The following is an 18,307-nucleotide window of genomic DNA, read 5'->3' as shown; positions in this document are numbered from 1 at the left end:
CCTTATTTAGGACGGTACAAGTCCAAGAAAAAAGCCACCGCAGAGGGTGGCTTGGTTTCAAAGGTCTATCTTGAGGGAGAGATAGAATGCTTATTGCTCAACTTTTACTGGTTGTGCTTTAAGCTTTTGAAAAAGTTTTAAAAACAGTGGACTACCAAGTACCAATACCGCAAGTACGGTGAATGTCAGCGTGATTGGGCGTTCCCACAAGAAGCTTAGTTCTCCGTCGGCAATCATCAATGCACGGCGCAGGTTCTCTTCCATTAATCCACCAAGGATAAAGCCAAGCAACAGCGGTGCTAGAGGGAAGTTTGCCAGCCTTAGTGCGATGGCAGCCATTGCCACAAGTAACATCACAAACACGTCCATGGTGTTGAAAGAAACCAGATACACACCCGTGATGGAGAAGAACAGAATCATCGGTAACAATACGGTTCTTGGTACTGCCAACAGCTTTGAGATGTATGGGATTAGCGGTAGGTTGAGAATCACCAATACAATGTTGCCGAAGTACATGGATATAATTACCGACCAAAATACATCTGGGTGCTCAACAAACAGACGAGGGCCCGGCTGAATACCGTAAGCGATTAATGCTCCTAGCATGATTGCGGTTGTACCAGAGCCCGGGATACCAAGGGTTAAAAGAGGAACGAAAGAACCACTTGATGCCGCGTTGTTCGCTGACTCCGGAGCAACCAAACCTCGGATGCTGCCTTTACCAAACTGTTCTTTTTTATCCTTTGGAGTAAGGTTACGTTCCATGCCATAACTTAAGAAGGCGGCGATGGTTGCACCTGCGCCCGGAAGTACACCAGTAAAGAAGCCAAGGATTGAAGAGCGAATAGAAACTGGCGCTACTTCTTTGATTTCTTCCTTGGTGACTTTCATCGAACCAATGTTGCTCAGCTTATCTTGTTCCTCATCACGTGTGTCTTCAGATGGTTTCAAAATCCCCATCAAAGTTTCACCAAGCGCAAAGGTCGCCATCGCCAACAATAGGAAGCTGAAACCATCCATCAAATCCGTTAGGCCAAAGGTGAAGCGTTCGACACCGACGCCTTTATCAATACCGACAGTAGACAACATCAAACCTAGAATTGTCATCATCCATGCTTTGATCACTTGTCCTTTACCTGCGAAAGCTGCCACTGCGGATAAGCCAAGAAACATTAGCGCAAAGTAGTCAGAAGATTGGAAGCTTAACGAGACGTTAGCCAATGCTGGTGCCGCCACAAGCAGCATGATTGCTGAAAGCGTGCCACCAGTGAAAGAAGAGTAAGCCGCCAGTGCAAGTGCTTTACCTGCTTGTCCTTTCTGTGCCATTGGGTAGCCATCAAACGCGGTGACTACAGTTGAAGAACAACCCGGCGCGTTGATAAGAATAGAAGACGTTGAGCCGCCAAATACCGCACCATAGTAAACACCTGCCATTAGAATCAGACCCGAAGACGGATCCAAACCATAGGTGATAGGGATCATCAGAGCGATGGCAGAAATAGGACCAAGCCCCGGTAGCATGCCGATAAACGTACCGACAAAACAGCCAACAATCACCATCATGATGTTCATTGGCATCACGGCGGTGGATAAACCTTGTAGAATTCCATCTAACATAATTCAGTCCTTTCTTTTGACTACCAGATGGTGAAAATCAGACCAGGCTCAAGGTAGATATCCAGACCTTGAGTGAGCAACAAGTAAAACGCGATAACGAACGGGAATGAGGCGCCGAACAACACCGATTTACGTCGTTCGCCAAGAAGGTAAAAGCCCGCAAGCAGGAAGAGCCCTGTCGCTAATACAAAGCCGATGTAAGTCAACCCCAGACCATAAAGCGCCATCAAAACTAAAAAGGCGATGAGCAGTTTCCAGTTGAATGACATCACAGCGCCGCTTTGTTTATCGGGCTGACCAGTGACCAATAGCATTAACGCTAAACCAATCCCAACGTAGGTCAGAATGGTCGGTAAGGTGCGAGCCGTGAAGGGTTCGTATTCATCCCCGGGAAAGAGAGGGATTTGCGTAGTTTGGTAGCCATAGCATAGGCAAAACAACAAAAAGATCATCGCACCGACACGATCGCGGCACAGTAGATTCTCTTTGGTAAAAATATTGGTTGAATGAGACATATCCAACTCCTAGAACAACAAGAAAAGACCGTATATGGGCGTTAATGAAGAAGGACTAAGTCATTAACAATTAAGCGCATCGCTGCTAGTCGAGTTACTTAGTGTTTACCAATCAATAAACAAAGGAGTTTTTACTTGTCGATTATCGACAATGCCCATATACGGTGAAATTAGAGTGCAAATACAACTGGGGCTAGGGATAGCTAACCCCATAAACTCGGATGAGAGTTATTGCTTCTTAAGGAAACCTAATTCGCGCATTAGATCGCCCATTTGCTGCTCTTGCTCTTCTAGGAACGCGAAGAACTCTTTATCCGCTTTGTAGTTGTCAATCCAACCGTTGCGGTCACGAACAACTTGCCATTCGTCCGTTTTGTACATCTTGGTCAGAGCTGCGTTCCATTCATCGAGTTTGGCTTGGCTTGTGCCAGGAGCGGCAAAGAAACCACGCCAGTTCGCGAACACAGTCTCATTGCCATATTCTTTCAGGGTAGGGATGTTTGGTGCAGCGTCTAGACGTTTCGGTGCCGTAATCGCCAGTACTTTTACCTGACCAGATTTCGACATCTCTAGCACTTCGCCAAGACCGGTTGAAAGCAATTGCGTTTCGCCAGATAGAAGTGCTGCCATTGCTTTGCCTCCGGCATCGTACGCGATGTAGCGAACTTTACGTGCGTCAAAGCCTTCGCCTTTAAATGCGGCTGCGACGACTAGGTGATCCATCGAGCCTCGTGCAGAACCGCCAGCGATTTTTACTTTACGTGGGTTAGATTCGAAATCTTTGACCACATCTTCCCATGTGTTGTACTTCGAATCCGCGGAAGTCACGATAGCGCCGTAGTCAGCAATCGTTGCGGCTACTGGCGTCAGATCTCGGAAAGACTGCGGGAAGATCCCCGTAAGTGAGCGAACAACGATTGGTGTTGAGTTGACCATCAACGTGTCAGGTTGACGCTCAGCGGTTTCGATGAGGTGCGCAATGGCTTTACCACCACCGCCACCAGAGAGGTTTTGGAAAGAGACATTCTCAACGATGTCGGATTTAACCAGTACATCACCTGTGCCACGAGCTGTCATATCCCAACCGCCACCAGCACCACCAGGGATTAGGAAATGGAGTTTTTCAACATCAGCAGCAAAAGCGTGGAAAGAAAATGAGGCTGCAATGATGGATGCGGCGAGCGTTGGTTTGAGTACCTTTAACATGTTTCACGTTCCTTATGTTGGTGACTCTCTTGTTTTGAAGAGCCTTATTATTTGTTCTCCTAACGAGGTAGGGAGACTCGCTAGTGATGAGCTAAAGGTTAATAAGGTGTTAACGCGATGTCTCTAATGCGTAGATAAAGAGAATATTGAGCATAAGCGACATTTTGTTCATAAAGTTCACGCAAACATACGGCCAGAGAATGTGGTGAAAGACTAGGTTGGTCACATCAATTAAGAGTCTAAAACTGCCATAATGATGAAGGTTGAGTAGGGAGGAACAGCGATGAAAGGAACATGTTTATGTGGCGCTATTGAAGTGACCGCACCTAAACACAATGAAGTGAGCTTTTGCCATTGCGATATGTGTCGAAAATGGTCAAGTGGGCCTCTGCATGCGGTGCATTGCGGCCCCGGTGTGACATTTAGTGGTGCTGAGCCTAAACGCTATCAATCATCCCAATGGGCAGTACGAGGTTTTTGTGCTGAATGCGGCACGAACATCTATTACCATTTATTGGCAACGAATGAATACATTCTTTCAGCCGGGTTATTTAACGAACCTGATTTCAAATTGAGCTTAGAGATCTTCACCGATGAGAAGCCTGCGTACTATGATCTGCAGCCACACAGCAAGAAAATGACAGCTCAAGAAGTGTTTGACCAATATGCGTCAGAAGAGTAGATAACCATGAAGTTTCTTTGGTTAAAGGTATTACTGACAGTAGCGGTATTTGCTGGTTTGTTTTTGATTGTCTATCTGCAAGTACAAAGTGGCGTAAGTTGAACATAAAAAGCCGAGAACAACTCGGCTTTTCGCTTTTCACTTTTCACTTTTTGCTTAAGTGTGGGTTTGATTACTTAAGCATGTGAACATAGTTATAAAACTCGACATCGCGTACGTAACCGTGTTTCTCATACACAGATTGAGCGGTTTTGTTGTCTATGCCTGTGCTTAACATAACAAAGGCAGAGTCGGTCTCTTTTGCCAGTTGGTCTGCTTGTTCCAATAAGTGTTCACCAATCCCTCGTTTTCTCTGGGATGAATCCACATACAAATCGTAGAGAAGCCAAATCTTTTTCATTTCTAACGAACAGAAGAGTGGGTATAGCTGCGCAAAACCAAGCGTTTGCCCACTTTCATTCGTTGCGTAGTACACGACTGATTCTTCATTCTCAATACGAGCTTTGATAAAAGCCTCGGGATCTTTAACTGAAACATCGACTTGGTAGAACTCAAGATACTTCAGGTAAAGAGGGGTAATTTTCGCAACGTCAGAGGCGTCTGCTTTTTTCACAACGATCATAATAAAACCTTAAAGGCATACAGGGCGTTAGCAAGCATACGCCTAAAGTGTAGTAAGGCTTTCCGGTAATCTAATCTCTCTAAAATGATGAGCTAACAATAGTCGTAGAATTTACTCACTTTCAGTTCGCCCATGGCCACGATGCCTTCTACATCGAAAGCCGTGAAGGGACGATGAATATTGATAAAACAGCCCGAATCTCGGATTTGTTGTAGGGATTTCTCCTTACCTAAATAGACCAGCAATGAGGGTGCTTCCGTCGAGCCCTTATTGGCAAGATTGAACCCATCGATTTGCATTGCATTCACCACGTTAAAATCATCCAACGCGAGTGATCCCATTCGAATATAAATGTCATGGTCTGACAGTTTTGCCAACGGTTCCTTTTCAACGCCTTGTATTTTGGCCTTGGTCATCACGACCTCATTGGTGGCATGAAAAGCACCAACGAAAGCTTCTAAGGTATTGATTCGAGCCTCGCGTTGCATTTGCATCATCTTAGGGGCAGAAAACAGTCCAATGATCGCCAGTACCACAATCGCAACCACCACTTCTGTTAGAGAGAATCCTTTTTGTTTCATAGAGATTTCTTATAAATGGGGAGTAACACAAAAGAGGCGTCATAGTACCGAGTGAGGTGCTCGGGATAAATTTGAGATGAACGATTGTTTCAACAGATAAAACCTATCAGTGCTTCTTCTCACCCAAATACAAGCGATGCTTTTTTCTTATTTTCACGACAAGCAGTGTGTCTTCATTCCCACTAGTATAAATATTGAGCTTATTAGAAAGGTGGTGTCGATGTAGGTGTTACCTGGTTTTGTGAATGCCTTTTGAAGAATGGATTTGCTTGCGATATGCATCAAAAAATAATCGCTGTTAACCATCAATTTGAGTCAATTAACAAGTAATAAATTTGGTTCTGTGAAGGACAATCTTATTTATCGGATCGTTTTAAACATAGGTTTTGCAAAATTGATAGCAAATATTACGTTGTATAAGTCTACGCTTATGTATGGGGTTATTTAGTATTTTGATAGTAAATGGTGATGTAAAGCCGACAGTTTTGGCACTTTATGGTGATGCCGGGGCGCAAGAATGAAACGCAGTTCTGAGCTAAAAAGTAAATATTCAATCAAGTTCATTGTAAGTAGCATGTTCATGTTAGTGACGGCACTTACGGCGATCTTTGCTATGGGTATGCAGTATTACTTTGGGCAGAAAATGTCGCAGGAGCACGTCATCTCAAGGTTGAGTACGGCGGCGGCAGATGTAAGTGAATACATTCACCAAGTCGATAGCAATGCGATCAGCAGTACAAGAATGCTCAAGAGCTTTCTTTCTATGTCTGACCACAACTTTTCTGAAAAAGAAATTCTCACCTTGTTTGCTCAAGTTTTGGATGAAAACCCGTTCATTCAAAGCTTGTATGTGGGTAGCGAGAATGAAGATTTCTTTCAAATCATAAACCTAAAAACCTCGGTAACGATTCGCGATAAGATGAGCGCCGATGCGGTAGATCGCTGGGCCATCGCTAAAGCCACTGGGATTGGTCCGGATAGACAAATGATCGTGTCTTACGTGGACAGCAACTTTAATGTGAATCGAACCGTTGCGAGCAAAACGTCATTTTATCCTACCCGCAGACCATGGTTTATCGGGGCGACAGAAACAAACGTCTATAAGACCGAGCCTTACCTGTTTAAAAATATGAAGGTCACGGGTCAGAGCTATGCGATCCGCAGTGGTAAAGATGTTATCGGTATCGATATTGAACTGTCGACACTGAACTCAAAAATCGCGTCAACCGCGCTGGGTATGAGTTTAGAAAGTGGGGCGGAGTCTTTTATCTTCAACCATAAGGGTGAAGTGATCGCGTCGAACATCGATCTAGAACGCGATATCAAAGTGCCACCGTCTGAACCATTGACGCTGACTGAGCCTCAGCGTGCGCTTGTGATGAACTCTCCCGCATTATTGGTTTCGAACCAAAACGACTGGGGACCTTATGACTTTTCTCAAGCTGGTGAACCTCAGGGTTATGCCGTCGATTTGTTGAGAATACTCTCTCAGCAAACCGGCTTAGAGTTCGATTTTATCAATGGTTTTGAATCGATCACGCTGTCCAAAAAGTACTTGAGAGGCACCATTGATGTTCTTCATTCCGTGTCTGGAGAAGTGCCTGAGTACGGCGAGCAAAGCGCAACCATGTACACCGCAGACTTGGCGATAGCAGGGAAGATCCAACGTTTCATTCCTATTTTTCTTGAGAATTTCACTGATGAAGTGGGCGTTGTTTGCGGGTTTGGCATGAAGGAGTGGTTACAAGAAAACTACCCTAAGCTGAACATCGTTGAATTTGAAAGCTTAAGTGATGCAAAAGAAGCGCTAGAGAAGGGCGAGATCCCATACCTGGTTGATACCTATCTGACGTTGGATGAATTGAATGGATTGGAGAAAACATCGACCGTCACAGTAAGAAAACTGGATGCGAAGGCAGTGCCTTATCACATTTACATAAACCAAAAGCACGCGGGTTTGTTGGAGGTGCTCAATCTTGCTATTGAGTCGATTACACCGGAGCAAAGAGAAGCATTAACGCAAAAATGGCTGGAATCAAACCATTGGCGCGGAACGTTTGTGCCATACCCAGAAGTATTTCAACTGTCGAAAGACACGTCTAACTACAACACCATGGTGAGACGAAGCATTGAAGGGCAAAACTACTTTGTATATGTTACACCAATCTCAAGTTCCAGCGGCGGTGATGACTACTTTTCGGTAGTGATTCCAAAAGAAATCGTCACCGATGCAGTAACAAAGCGCTTGTTTAACTCGCTGTTGTTTACATCGTTGGTCATGTTAGGTCTTTTCCCTCTTGCTTGGCGACTTGGCACACCAATGACGCGTTCAATTTACGCGCTGAAAGCAAGAACGAGAAAGATCCGTGCTCGTCGCTTCGATAAAGTGTGGCCGATGACGACGCGAGTAAAAGAGATTGATGAACTCTCAGATGCAATGATGGAAATGGTGGCCGAGATTCAGTCACACGAGAAGCAACAAGAAGAGTTTGTTGAAGCCTTTATTCGCCTTATCGCACAAGCGATCGATGACAAGTCGCCATACACCGCGGGGCATTGTAACCGCGTACCAGAAATCGGCATGATGCTGGCGGAAGCGGCTGAAAAGTGTCAAAGCGGTAAATTCAAAAACTTCGCCTTCCAAAATGACGCAGAGCGAAGAGAGTTCCGTATCGCGGCTTGGTTGCACGACTGCGGCAAAATTACCACACCAGAGCACATCGTTGATAAAGGCACGAAACTTGAGGCGAATTACAACCGAATCAATGAAATTCGCACTCGATTTGAAGTGTTACGCAGAGACCTAGAGATCGAATACCTAAACACCTTGTTGCGTGGCGAGGTAGGCAAAGATGCAGCAAAAGCCGAGTTTGAAGAAAGAGTACGTCAACTCAACGATGACTTTGAGTTTATCGCCAATGCAAACATTGGTGGCGAGTTCATGAGTGAAGACAAGATCGAGCGCGTGAAGCAAATTGCTGAGAAAACGTGGTTACGATACTTTGACGACCGCTTAGGTTTGTCACCATTTGAGGAAATGAACAAGCCAACGTCCAATACGCAGCTGCCGGTTAGGGAAAAGCTGTTGGAAGACAAGCCAGAACATATCATCAAGCGTATTCGCCCTGTTGAGTTTGCGCCGGAACATGGCATTCAAATGCAAGTGCCGGAACATCAGTACAACATGGGTGAAGTCTATAACCTGACGATTTCTCGCGGTACGCTGACACCAGAAGATCGCTTCAAAATCAATGAGCACATGATCAGTGGCATTAAGATGTTAGAAGCCTTGCCGTTCCCACCAGAGCTAAGCAATGTTCCGCGTTATGCCTCTACTCACCACGAAACGCTGAAAGGGACGGGATACCCTCGTAAGTTGAGTGCGGATGACTTGTCGATACCAGAGCGCATCCTAGTGATTGCTGACATTTTTGAGGCATTAACGGCGGGAGACCGACCTTACAAGAAAGCGAAACCAGTGAGTGTGGCTATCGACATTATGTATAAGATGGCGTTGGATGAGCACTTGGATATGGATCTCTTGCTGTTGTTCCTAGAAAGTGGGGTTTACTTAGAGTACGCGAAGAAATTTATGCCAGAAACGCAAATAGATGAGGTCGACATTAAAAAGTACCTCTCTCGCAGAACCTTTTGATTTGGAACTTTCCTAAAATAATTCAACTAGAGCGATACTTCGGTATCGCTCTTTTTTATTGCGTAAAAGTGACCTTCAACTTATTTGCGACGCAAGTCTCTGAAAAATATGTACTAGACTTGAAAAATATATGCTTCAGGTTGCTTTGATAAAGCGAGTTGCTGAGTTTGTTGTTGAAGCCATCGGAGGGCTTTATCGCGTGAAGACTAAATCTGGTACCCCTCGTAAATTTTCGATTAAATTCACCGTCGGGAGTTTGTTTGTAATTGCGACAGCGGTGACGGCGCTGCTTGGACTCGGCATGCAGTACTACTTCGGCAAACAGATGTCGGAAGAACATATCCTGACGCATTTAACCATGACAGCCAAAGACGTCAGTAATCATATCCATCAAATAGATGCCAGTGCGACCAGCAGCGCGGGTATCTTGCGCAGTGTAGCGGATTTCAGTGATACGCAATTCAGTGTGGACGAAATCCAACGAGTGTTCGTTCAAGCGCTCATCGACAATCCCGTTTTTTACAGTATCTATTTTGCCAATAACAATGAGTATTTCTTTCAAGTCATTAATTTAGAATCATCTCCGGAAGTGCGAAGGAGGATTGGGGCAACATCTAACGAACGTTGGGTCATCATTACCATCAAAGGTGATGGCGAAGAACGAATGCGACAAACCAAGTATTACTCCGAGTCGCTTGAGGTTGTCCGCCAAACAGAACAGAAAAGTAACTTTTATCCAACTCGCCGACCTTGGTTTGCTAGCGCATCAAGAGACAGCGTTTACAAAACCGATCCTTACCTTTTTCAGCATCTAAAGATCACCGGACAGTCTTATTCTGTGCGTAGTAAAGGCGCTGTTATTGGCGTAGATACGGTGCTTTCTTCACTGAGTGAAAAGATCAGCGCTACCGAACTTGGGATGAAGAAGGATGATGGCGTTGAAGCATTTATATTCAACAATCGTGGTGAAGTGGTCGCGTCCAGCATCAACGTTTTTCACGAAGTGGATATTCCTGATTCATCGCTTTTGGTGTTAAGCGAGCAGCAAAAAGCCTTGCTAGACGACCGAGAGTTTGTGGTTTCGAATCAAAACGACTGGGGACCTTACGACTACACCCAAAGTGGCGAACCTAGTGGTTATGTTGTTGATGTACTCAACCTGATTTCGCAGAAAACGGGCATGAGGTTAGAGTTCGTTAATGGTTTCAGCTCAAGAGAGTTGGAAAAGAAATATCGAAGAGGAGAGATTGATATCCTCCAGCCAGTGCTTGGTACTCCGACAGAGTTAGGTATCAAAAGTGACACTCTTTTCATCGGGCAGCTCGCGATTGCAACTAAAACAACCAATCCAATGCCTACATCATTAAGGGAATTAGGTGATGAAAGCGTTGGTGTGGTGGCGGGTTTTGGCATGAAAGAATGGCTACTTGAACGCTATCCGTCACTGAATATTGTTGAGCAGCCGAATCTCGATTTAGCGAAGCGAGCGCTGCATATGGGGGATATTCAGTACCTTGTAGACAGTTACTTAACCATGGTTGAGATGAAGCGGTTAGTGAAACTGACCAATGTTCATGTCGGGTTGCTCAACGCGCCACCGTTAGAGTTTTCTCTGTTTATGAAGGAGAAAGATAAAGATGTGGTCGAGCTGACTAATCAAGCGATCACAGCTATTTCACCCGAGCAAAAAGTGGCGTTGCAAGAGAAATGGCTCAAGCCGCATCAATGGAGGGGGAGTTTTGTCCCTTATCCAGAGGTCTATGAGGCAGTGATTCAGAAAGACAAACATGACACGATGAACAAAGTGACCATTGATGGTGAAAGTCGATTCCTCTACATCACCAAGTTGTATTCGACTCGTGGCACGATCGATTACTTTGCTGTGATCGTTTCTGGCCAAGTAGTGACGGATGCGGTGACAAGTCGATTGTCTAAAGCGATTGCTATTACGGCGTTCGCAATGATGATTCTCTTCCCATTGGCGTGGAGGGTGGGTTCGCCAATTGTGCGCCCAATTGTTGCGCTGAGAAAAGAGACCATCAAAATCAAAGACCGTCAGTTTGATAAACTCGTCCCGATAGAAACGCGTATCAAAGAAGTCTCTGATTTGTCCGATTCGGTCACCGAAATGACGCAAGAGATTCAGCATCACGAGCAACAGCAAGAAGAGTTTGTTGAAGCTTTTATTCGCCTTATTGCGCAAGCGATCGATGACAAGTCTCCTTATACTGCGGGGCACTGTAATCGTGTTCCAGAAATTGGCTTGATGTTGGCAGAGGCAGTAGAGAAGTGCGACACAGGCAAGTTTAAAGACTTTAAGTTCAACAATGACGATGAACGACGAGAATTCCGTATCGCGGCTTGGTTACATGATTGCGGTAAGATCACCACGCCAGAGCACATCGTTGATAAAGGTACTAAGTTGGAAGCCAACTACAACCGCATCAATGAAATTCGCACTCGTTTTGAGGTACTAAGGCGAGACGCTGAAGTGGAAATGTGGAAGTCGATATCTACTGGTGAACTGTCAAAAGAAGAGGCGCAAGCCAAGTTCGCCCAACGAGTTGCGCAGTTGGACGAAGACTTCCGATTTGTTGCCAACGCCAATGTGGGTGGTGAGTTCATGAGTGACGATAAGATTGAGCGCATTAAACAAATCGCCCAGCAAACTTGGTTGCGTCACTATGATGATCATCTTGGTCTTTCTCCATTTGAAGAAATGATTAAGCCAAAGTCTGACGTGACACTGCCAGTGGTCGAAAATCTTTTGGCGGATAAGCCCGACCATATTATCGAGCGCGTTCGCCCAATGGAATGTGCACCGGAGCATGGCATTAAGGTGCAAGTGCCAGAACATCAATACAACTTGGGTGAGGTGTACAACCTGACAATTTCGCGCGGGACGTTAACACCAGAGGACCGCTTCAAAATTAACGAGCATATGATTAGTGGTATCAAAATGCTGGGGGCACTGCCATTCCCTCCGGAGTTAAGTAACGTGCCGCGTTATGCTTCAACCCACCATGAGACGCTGAAAGGCACAGGCTATCCACGTCGTTTAAGTGCAGAAGATTTATCAACCCCAGAACGCATCTTGGTGATTGCCGATATTTTTGAAGCGTTAACCGCAGGAGATCGACCTTACAAGAAAGCCAAGCCAGTGAGCGTTGCTGTTGACATCATGTACAAGATGGCACTGGACGAGCATTTGGATATGGACTTGTTCTTGTTGTTCCTAGAGAGCGGGGTCTATCGTGACTATGCCAACAAGTTTATGCCAGCCGAACAGGTTGATGAGGTGGATATTGAGAAGTATCTGAAGTCTGAACCTCGTTGAATCCGGTTTGTTGGATGAAAAAGACTTAACCTACAAACTGGTCAACTAGGCAAATCCGACCGTTCGTTAGCAAATTAAACCCAAGTAGGGAGCTGTTGTGCTCCCAAATTCTTTTTACTTGCTGAATTTGTTGGTTTTTTATTGTCGACAATTTCAGCTTGCCCTTATCGAACTGAATGTTTTTCACTCACAAATCACTCAATAACACTATACCTTAGTCTAAATTGTCGACAATTTGCTTGATTGTCGACAATCTGATCGTCTATTTTATATTCAAGTTAACAAATTGTTGACACTTTGATTTCTAAATACGAGTGCCTTGAATATGAATACAGAGTTGAAAACTCGTCATAAAGTGATTGTCTCTGAGAAGGAGCACACTAAATCTGAATCGCTGACCGAATCGTTAGTGGAAGCGATTGTGAGTGGTGAAATTGAACCGGGCAGTAAAATCTCAGAGCCTGAGTTAGCCAAGAAATATCAAGTGAGTAGAGGGCCTCTACGTGAGGCCATGATGCGTCTTGAAGGGCTTGGGTTGATTGAGCGCATTCCGCATGTTGGCGCTCGTGTGATCACTTTCTCTCCAGAAAAACTCATCGAATTGTATTCCGTCCGCGAAGCATTAGAGGGCATGGCGGCAAGGCTAGCGGCTCGCTATATCACTCAAGAAGAGCTCCTCAGTTTGGAAATGCTATTGTCGACACATTCCAAACATATTGATGAAGTCGAAGGATCGTCTTACTTCCACCAGCATGGTGACTTCGACTTCCACTATCGAATCATTCAAGCGAGCCGAAACAGCAAGCTTATCTCTTTGCTTTGCGATGAGCTGTATCACTTGTTGCGCATGTATCGTTACCAATCACCACGTGCGCAATCCCGCCCTAACGAAGCACTCAACGAACACAAATTCATTCTGCAAGCGATTCGCAACCGTGATGAAGAGCTGGCAGAAATGCTGATGAGAAGGCACATCTCAGGCAGCCGAAAACTAATCGAATTACAGATTTCAGATTCGAAACTTTACCCAAAATAATTGTAGTTGCGGCGCGGCAACAAGACAATTCAGCCCTATGAGCATAGGTGCACTATGTAATTAGGGTGAATTGGCGCAGTTAACAAAGCTGCAGCTTCAAGTATGAAGGGTAAAACCAGACTAGAAGGAAATTGTCATGAGCTTATCTCCGGGGGCGAAGTTCAGACTCGCCATTGAGCAAAACAACCCGCTGCAGATCGTCGGCACCATTAACCCATACTGCGCCATGATGGCGAAAAATTTGGGTCACCAAGCTATCTATTTGTCGGGTGGCGGTATCGCCAACGCATCTTACGGTTTGCCAGATCTTGGCATCACAACATTGAACGATGTTTTGGTGGACGTAGACCGCATCACTAACGCGTGTGATTTGCCGTTATTGGTTGATATCGATACGGGCTTTGGTGGTGCTTTTAACATTGCACGCACTATCAAAGCGATGGAAAAAGCGGGTGCGGCGGCAGTGCACATGGAAGACCAAGTGGCGCAGAAGCGTTGTGGTCATCGCCCAAACAAAGCGATTGTTAGCCAACAAGAAATGGTCGACCGAGTGAAAGCGGCGGTGGATGCACGTAATGACGAGAGCTTTGTCATTATGGCTCGCACTGATGCGTTAGCGGTTGAAGGCATGGACAGTGCGATTGAACGAGCGATTGCATGTGTGGAAGCGGGCGCAGATATGATCTTCCCTGAGGCCATGAATCAGCTAGACCAATATCAACAGTTCTCGGCAGCGCTTGAAGACGCGACAGGGAAGCACGTTCCAATTCTTGCCAACATTACTGAGTTTGGACAAACGCCGCTATACGGCTGTGAAGAGTTAGCCCAATCCAAAGTGGACATGGTTTTGTACCCACTGAGTGCATTCCGTGCGATGAACAAAGCTGCCGAGATGGTTTACAAACACTTGCTTGAAGTTGGTAACCAAGAAGCGTTACTTGATTCAATGCAGACACGAAAAGAGCTGTATGAGCACCTTAATTACCACGACTACGAGAATAAGTTAGACAAGCTGTTCTCGGAGGGTAAATAAGGTCAACAAAGAAACAACGGAAGCCCAAGAAAAGAATCTCTAATCCAATAACGTGAAAATTGTCTGATTCAAAAGAGCCCATTAAGAGAGCCAAATCAGACAGAAAAGGAGTTCAACAATGCCTCATTCTGTAGAAAAGAAAGCTGAGATAGGTGGCGCAGGTCTACGCGGTCAAAGCGCGGGAAGCACAGCTTTATGCACTGTCGGTAAAACGGGGACGGGTCTAACGTATCGTGGTTACGATATTACGGACTTGGCAAATCATGCTCAATTTGAAGAAGTCGCGCATTTGCTGTTACGCGGTCACTTACCTAATCAACAAGAGCTAGACGCCTACAAGACACATCTATTGAGCCTGCGTGGCTTACCAGCGGAGCTTAAGCAAGCGTTAGAGCTGATTCCTGCTGACGCACATCCGATGGATGTTATGCGCACAGGTTGCTCTATGCTGGGTAACTTAGAGCAAGAAATGGACTTTGAGCAACAGCTTCATGCTACTGAGCGAATGCTGGCGCTTTTCCCTGCGATCATCTGTTACTGGTATCGCTTCAGCCACGATGGCGTGCGAATCAAAACGCACGATAACAGCGAAGACTGCATTGGCGGCTACTTCCTGAAACTGCTTACCGATAAAGCACCAAGCGAAACGCACAAAAAGGTGATGCACTGTTCTTTGATTCTTTATGCAGAGCATGAGTTTAATGCCTCAACGTTTGCAGCGCGCGTGTGTGCTTCTACGCTTTCTGATCTTCATTCTTGTATTACGGCTGCTATCGGTACGTTACGTGGTCCACTTCATGGCGGTGCAAACGAAGCAGCGATGGAGATGATTCAAGATTGGCAAACGCCAGAGGAGGCAGAAGCCAACATTCTTCAGATGCTAGAGAACAAAGACAAAATCATGGGCTTTGGTCATGCGATTTATCGAGAAAGTGACCCTCGTAATGCACTGATCAAGCGTTGGTCAGAAGCGCTATCGAAAGAGGTGGGGGACACGCATCTTTACGCAGTTTCTGAGCGCGTGGAATCCGTCATGAAGCGTGAGAAAGGTCTGTTCTGTAATGCCGACTTCTTCCATGCTTCGGCTTACCACTTCATGGACATTCCAACCAAACTGTTTACGCCAATCTTTGTGATGAGCCGACTGACAGGTTGGGCGGCGCACGTCTATGAACAACGTGCGAACAACCGAATCATTCGCCCAAGTGCGGATTATACCGGACCGGATCATCAAGACTGGGTGCCAATCGAACAACGCTAGCGCGTGACGCCACTTTGTGAGTTTCTTCTTGCATGGCATTCACAAGGGGCGTCTCTTTCACCGCGAATCCATTTCAAAAACAGTATCGCGGTGCGTTCAGGCACAAGATGTACACTAAAGCGGAAGCAAGCCCATGAGCATCACCAAAAACATAAATACTCAATATCGTAAGCCGCTCCCGGGAACCCAACTCGATTATTTTGATACCCGAGAAGCTGTTAACGATATTTCTCCTGGAGCCTATGAAAAGCTCCCATACACCTCACGCGTTTTAGCAGAGCAGTTGGTTCGTCGCTGCGATCCAAGTACGCTCACTGATAGTCTAAAACAGTTGATTGAACGCAAGCGTGACCTTGATTTTCCTTGGTATCCGGCGCGTGTGGTTTGTCATGACATCCTTGGACAAACCGCATTAGTCGACCTTGCTGGTTTGCGTGATGCGATTGCCGAACAAGGCGGTGACCCAGCGAAAGTAAACCCTGTGGTTGAAACGCAATTAATCGTTGACCATTCACTGGCAGTTGAACACGCAGGCTTTGACCCAGAGGCGTTTGAAAAAAACCGCGCGATAGAAGAGCGCAGAAACGAAGACCGATTCCACTTTATCGAGTGGTGTAAGACGGCGTTTGAGAACGTCAGTGTTATTCCTGCGGGTAATGGCATCATGCACCAAATCAATTTGGAGAAGATGTCTCCAGTGGTGCAAGCCAAGCAAGGCATTGCTTATCCCGATACCTGTGTCGGCACAGACAGTCACACACCTCACGTTGATTCACTTGGTGTTATTGCGATTGGTGTCGGCGGTTTGGAGGCGGAGACGGTTATGCTTGGTCGCCCTTCGATGATGCGTTTGCCAGACATTGTTGGCGTAAAGCTGACTGGTAAGCGCCAACCGGGTATTACCGCCACCGATATCGTACTAGCGATTACTGAGTTTCTGCGAAATGAACGCGTGGTTTCATCATATTTAGAATTCTTTGGTGAAGGGGCTCGAGACCTCACCATTGGCGACCGCGCGACCATCTCAAACATGACGCCAGAATATGGCGCAACCGCTGGGATGTTCTACATTGACGAGCAGACCATTAATTACCTCAAACTGACGGGGCGCGATGATCAACAGGTCGACTTGGTCGAGAAGTACGCCAAGCAAACCGGTCTATGGGCAGATGATTTAGATACTGCCGTTTACGAACGCGTACTTGAGTTTGATTTGTCTCAAGTCGGACGTAATCTGGCTGGTCCATCTAATCCCCATCGTCGTTTACCAACCTCAGAGCTTGCTGAGCGCGGCGTTTCCGGTGAGTGGCAAGAGAAAGAAGACGAACTTCCGGATGGCGCGGTGATCATCGCAGCGATCACTTCTTGTACCAACACCAGTAACCCAAGAAACGTTGTGGCGGCCGGTTTGGTTGCTAAGAAAGCGAATGAGCTTGGTTTGGTGCGCAAACCTTGGGTGAAGTCTTCATTTGCACCGGGTTCTAAAGTTGCTCGACTCTACCTTGAAGAGTCTGGCTTACTCCCTGAACTAGAAAAGCTTGGTTTTGGTATCGTGGCTTATGCGTGTACAACCTGTAACGGCATGAGTGGTGCACTTGACCCGAAAATCCAACAAGAAATCATCGACCGAGATCTGTATTCAACGGCGGTACTTTCTGGGAACCGCAACTTTGATGGTCGAATTCATCCTTACGCAAAACAAGCATTTTTAGCATCACCACCTTTGGTCGTTGCTTACGCGTTAGCCGGTACGATTCGTTTTGATATCGAACGTGATTCTTTGGGGACAGACAAACACGGCAAGCCGGTTTATCTCAACGATTTGTGGCCAACGGATGAAGAAATTGATGCTGTGGTAGGTGAGTACGTTAAGCCAGAGCAATTTAATCAAGTCTACATTCAAATGTTCAAACTGAATGATGAGGCTCGTAACCCGAACCCGCTCTACGATTGGCGCCCGATGAGTACGTATATCCGAAGACCTCCCTACTGGCAAAAAGAGGGGGAGGGCGCATTGGCTGGTGAGCGAACTCTATCTTCAATGCGTCCTCTCGCCGTTCTAGGCGACAACATTACGACCGACCATTTATCGCCATCGAACGCAATTTTGGCAAGCAGCGCAGCAGGCGAATACCTCGCGAAGATGGGCGTGCCAGAAGAAGACTTTAACTCATACGCGACTCACCGAGGCGATCACTTAACCGCGCAGCGCGCCACTTTCGCTAACCCGAAACTGTTCAATGAAATGGTCGAGGAAAATGGCGAAGTCGTGCAAGGATCGTTAGCTAGAGTTGAACCTGAAGGCAAAGTGACACGCATGTGGGAAGCGATTGAGACTTACATGAATCGCAAGCAGCCGCTTATCGTGGTCGCAGGTGCGGATTATGGTCAAGGATCGTCCCGAGATTGGGCGGCGAAAGGCGTTCGCTTGGCAGGTGTAGAAGCCATTGTTGCTGAAGGGTTTGAGCGTATTCACCGTACCAATTTAGTTGGCATGGGTGTACTTCCTCTGCAATTTACAGATGGCGTGAACCGAAATACGCTCGAATTAGATGGCACTGAGCTTTATGACGTTATCGGCGATATCACTCCTGGTGCTGATTTGGCGTTGGTGATTACTCGTGCTAATGGCGACAAGGTTGATGTGCCTGTGACTTGTCGACTCGACACCGAAGATGAAGTTCACGTTTACAAAGCGGGCGGTGTGTTACAGCGCTTTGCTCAAGATTTCCTCTCGCAATAGATAGAGCAATAACGGAGCA

The 18,307-nt window shown here is 46.2% G+C and carries 12 protein-coding genes; 7 read left to right on the top strand and 5 right to left on the bottom strand.

The genetic code is table 11. The features are described 5' to 3' along the window. Positions 1 to 90 precede the first annotated feature (90 nt). The 3 genes from BCT11_RS20810 to BCT11_RS20800 form a co-directional block, all read right to left on the bottom strand. Entirely contained in the window at positions 91 to 1,617 is a 1,527-nt protein-coding gene (locus BCT11_RS20810; protein ID WP_102389173.1) for a tripartite tricarboxylate transporter permease, read from the bottom strand. 20 nt (positions 1,618 to 1,637) lie between these two features. Beyond that, the gene (locus BCT11_RS20805; protein WP_045421216.1) at positions 1,638 to 2,132 is read right to left on the bottom strand and encodes a tripartite tricarboxylate transporter TctB family protein; all 495 of its coding nucleotides are present in this window, start codon (positions 2,130 to 2,132) and stop codon (positions 1,638 to 1,640) included. A gap of 228 nt (positions 2,133 to 2,360) precedes the next feature. After that, positions 2,361 to 3,338 carry a tripartite tricarboxylate transporter substrate binding protein gene (locus BCT11_RS20800; protein WP_009704382.1) on the bottom strand — a complete coding sequence of 326 codons (978 nt, stop codon included), beginning with the start codon at positions 3,336 to 3,338 and terminating at the stop codon, positions 2,361 to 2,363. A gap of 283 nt (positions 3,339 to 3,621) precedes the next feature. Here BCT11_RS20800 and BCT11_RS20795 point away from each other — a divergent pair, with 283 nt between their 5' ends. Further along, the gene (locus tag BCT11_RS20795; protein ID WP_102389171.1) at positions 3,622 to 4,020 is read left to right on the top strand and encodes a GFA family protein; all 399 of its coding nucleotides are present in this window, start codon (positions 3,622 to 3,624) and stop codon (positions 4,018 to 4,020) included. Between the two features lie 172 nt (positions 4,021 to 4,192). Here BCT11_RS20795 and BCT11_RS20790 read toward each other — a convergent pair whose 3' ends face one another. Continuing rightward, positions 4,193 to 4,642: a GNAT family N-acetyltransferase gene (locus BCT11_RS20790; RefSeq protein WP_102389170.1), complete on the bottom strand. Its 450-nt coding sequence runs from the start codon at positions 4,640 to 4,642 to the stop codon at positions 4,193 to 4,195. 92 nt (positions 4,643 to 4,734) lie between these two features. Continuing rightward, on the bottom strand, positions 4,735 to 5,223 hold the full coding sequence (locus tag BCT11_RS20785; RefSeq protein ID WP_039974396.1) for a prepilin-type N-terminal cleavage/methylation domain-containing protein: 489 nt from the start codon (positions 5,221 to 5,223) through the stop codon (positions 4,735 to 4,737). Between the two features lie 517 nt (positions 5,224 to 5,740). Between BCT11_RS20785 and BCT11_RS20780 the strand changes: the two genes are divergently transcribed. From BCT11_RS20780 to acnD, 6 genes are all read left to right on the top strand, one after another. After that, positions 5,741 to 8,878, top strand: a complete 3,138-nt coding sequence (locus BCT11_RS20780; protein WP_198593982.1) for an HD domain-containing phosphohydrolase — start codon at positions 5,741 to 5,743, stop codon at positions 8,876 to 8,878. A 199-nt stretch (positions 8,879 to 9,077) separates the two neighbouring features. Then, complete coding sequence (locus tag BCT11_RS20775) at positions 9,078 to 12,215, top strand: HD domain-containing phosphohydrolase (protein ID WP_102389175.1); 3,138 nt, start codon at positions 9,078 to 9,080, stop codon at positions 12,213 to 12,215. 325 nt (positions 12,216 to 12,540) lie between these two features. Further along, a complete protein-coding gene (locus BCT11_RS20770) occupies positions 12,541 to 13,251 on the top strand; it encodes a GntR family transcriptional regulator (protein WP_063344638.1) in 711 nt (236 codons plus the stop codon). Between the two features lie 136 nt (positions 13,252 to 13,387). Then, the gene (gene prpB, locus BCT11_RS20765) at positions 13,388 to 14,284 is read left to right on the top strand and encodes a methylisocitrate lyase (RefSeq protein WP_020197566.1); all 897 of its coding nucleotides are present in this window, start codon (positions 13,388 to 13,390) and stop codon (positions 14,282 to 14,284) included. A 118-nt stretch (positions 14,285 to 14,402) separates the two neighbouring features. Then, positions 14,403 to 15,545, top strand: a complete 1,143-nt coding sequence (prpC, locus tag BCT11_RS20760) for a 2-methylcitrate synthase (protein WP_039974372.1) — start codon at positions 14,403 to 14,405, stop codon at positions 15,543 to 15,545. Positions 15,546 to 15,678: 133 nt separating this feature from the next. Next, complete coding sequence (acnD, locus tag BCT11_RS20755; RefSeq protein ID WP_198593981.1) at positions 15,679 to 18,288, top strand: Fe/S-dependent 2-methylisocitrate dehydratase AcnD; 2,610 nt, start codon at positions 15,679 to 15,681, stop codon at positions 18,286 to 18,288. The last annotated feature ends 19 nt before the right edge of the window (positions 18,289 to 18,307 follow it).

The sequence above is a fragment of the Vibrio sp. 10N.222.52.B12 genome, from assembly GCF_002875385.1.
In the GTDB taxonomy this organism is placed as follows: Bacteria; Pseudomonadota; Gammaproteobacteria; order Enterobacterales; family Vibrionaceae; genus Vibrio; species Vibrio jasicida.
Note: the sequence above shows the minus strand (reverse complement) of the source record. Positions and strands in the feature narration are given on the sequence as shown.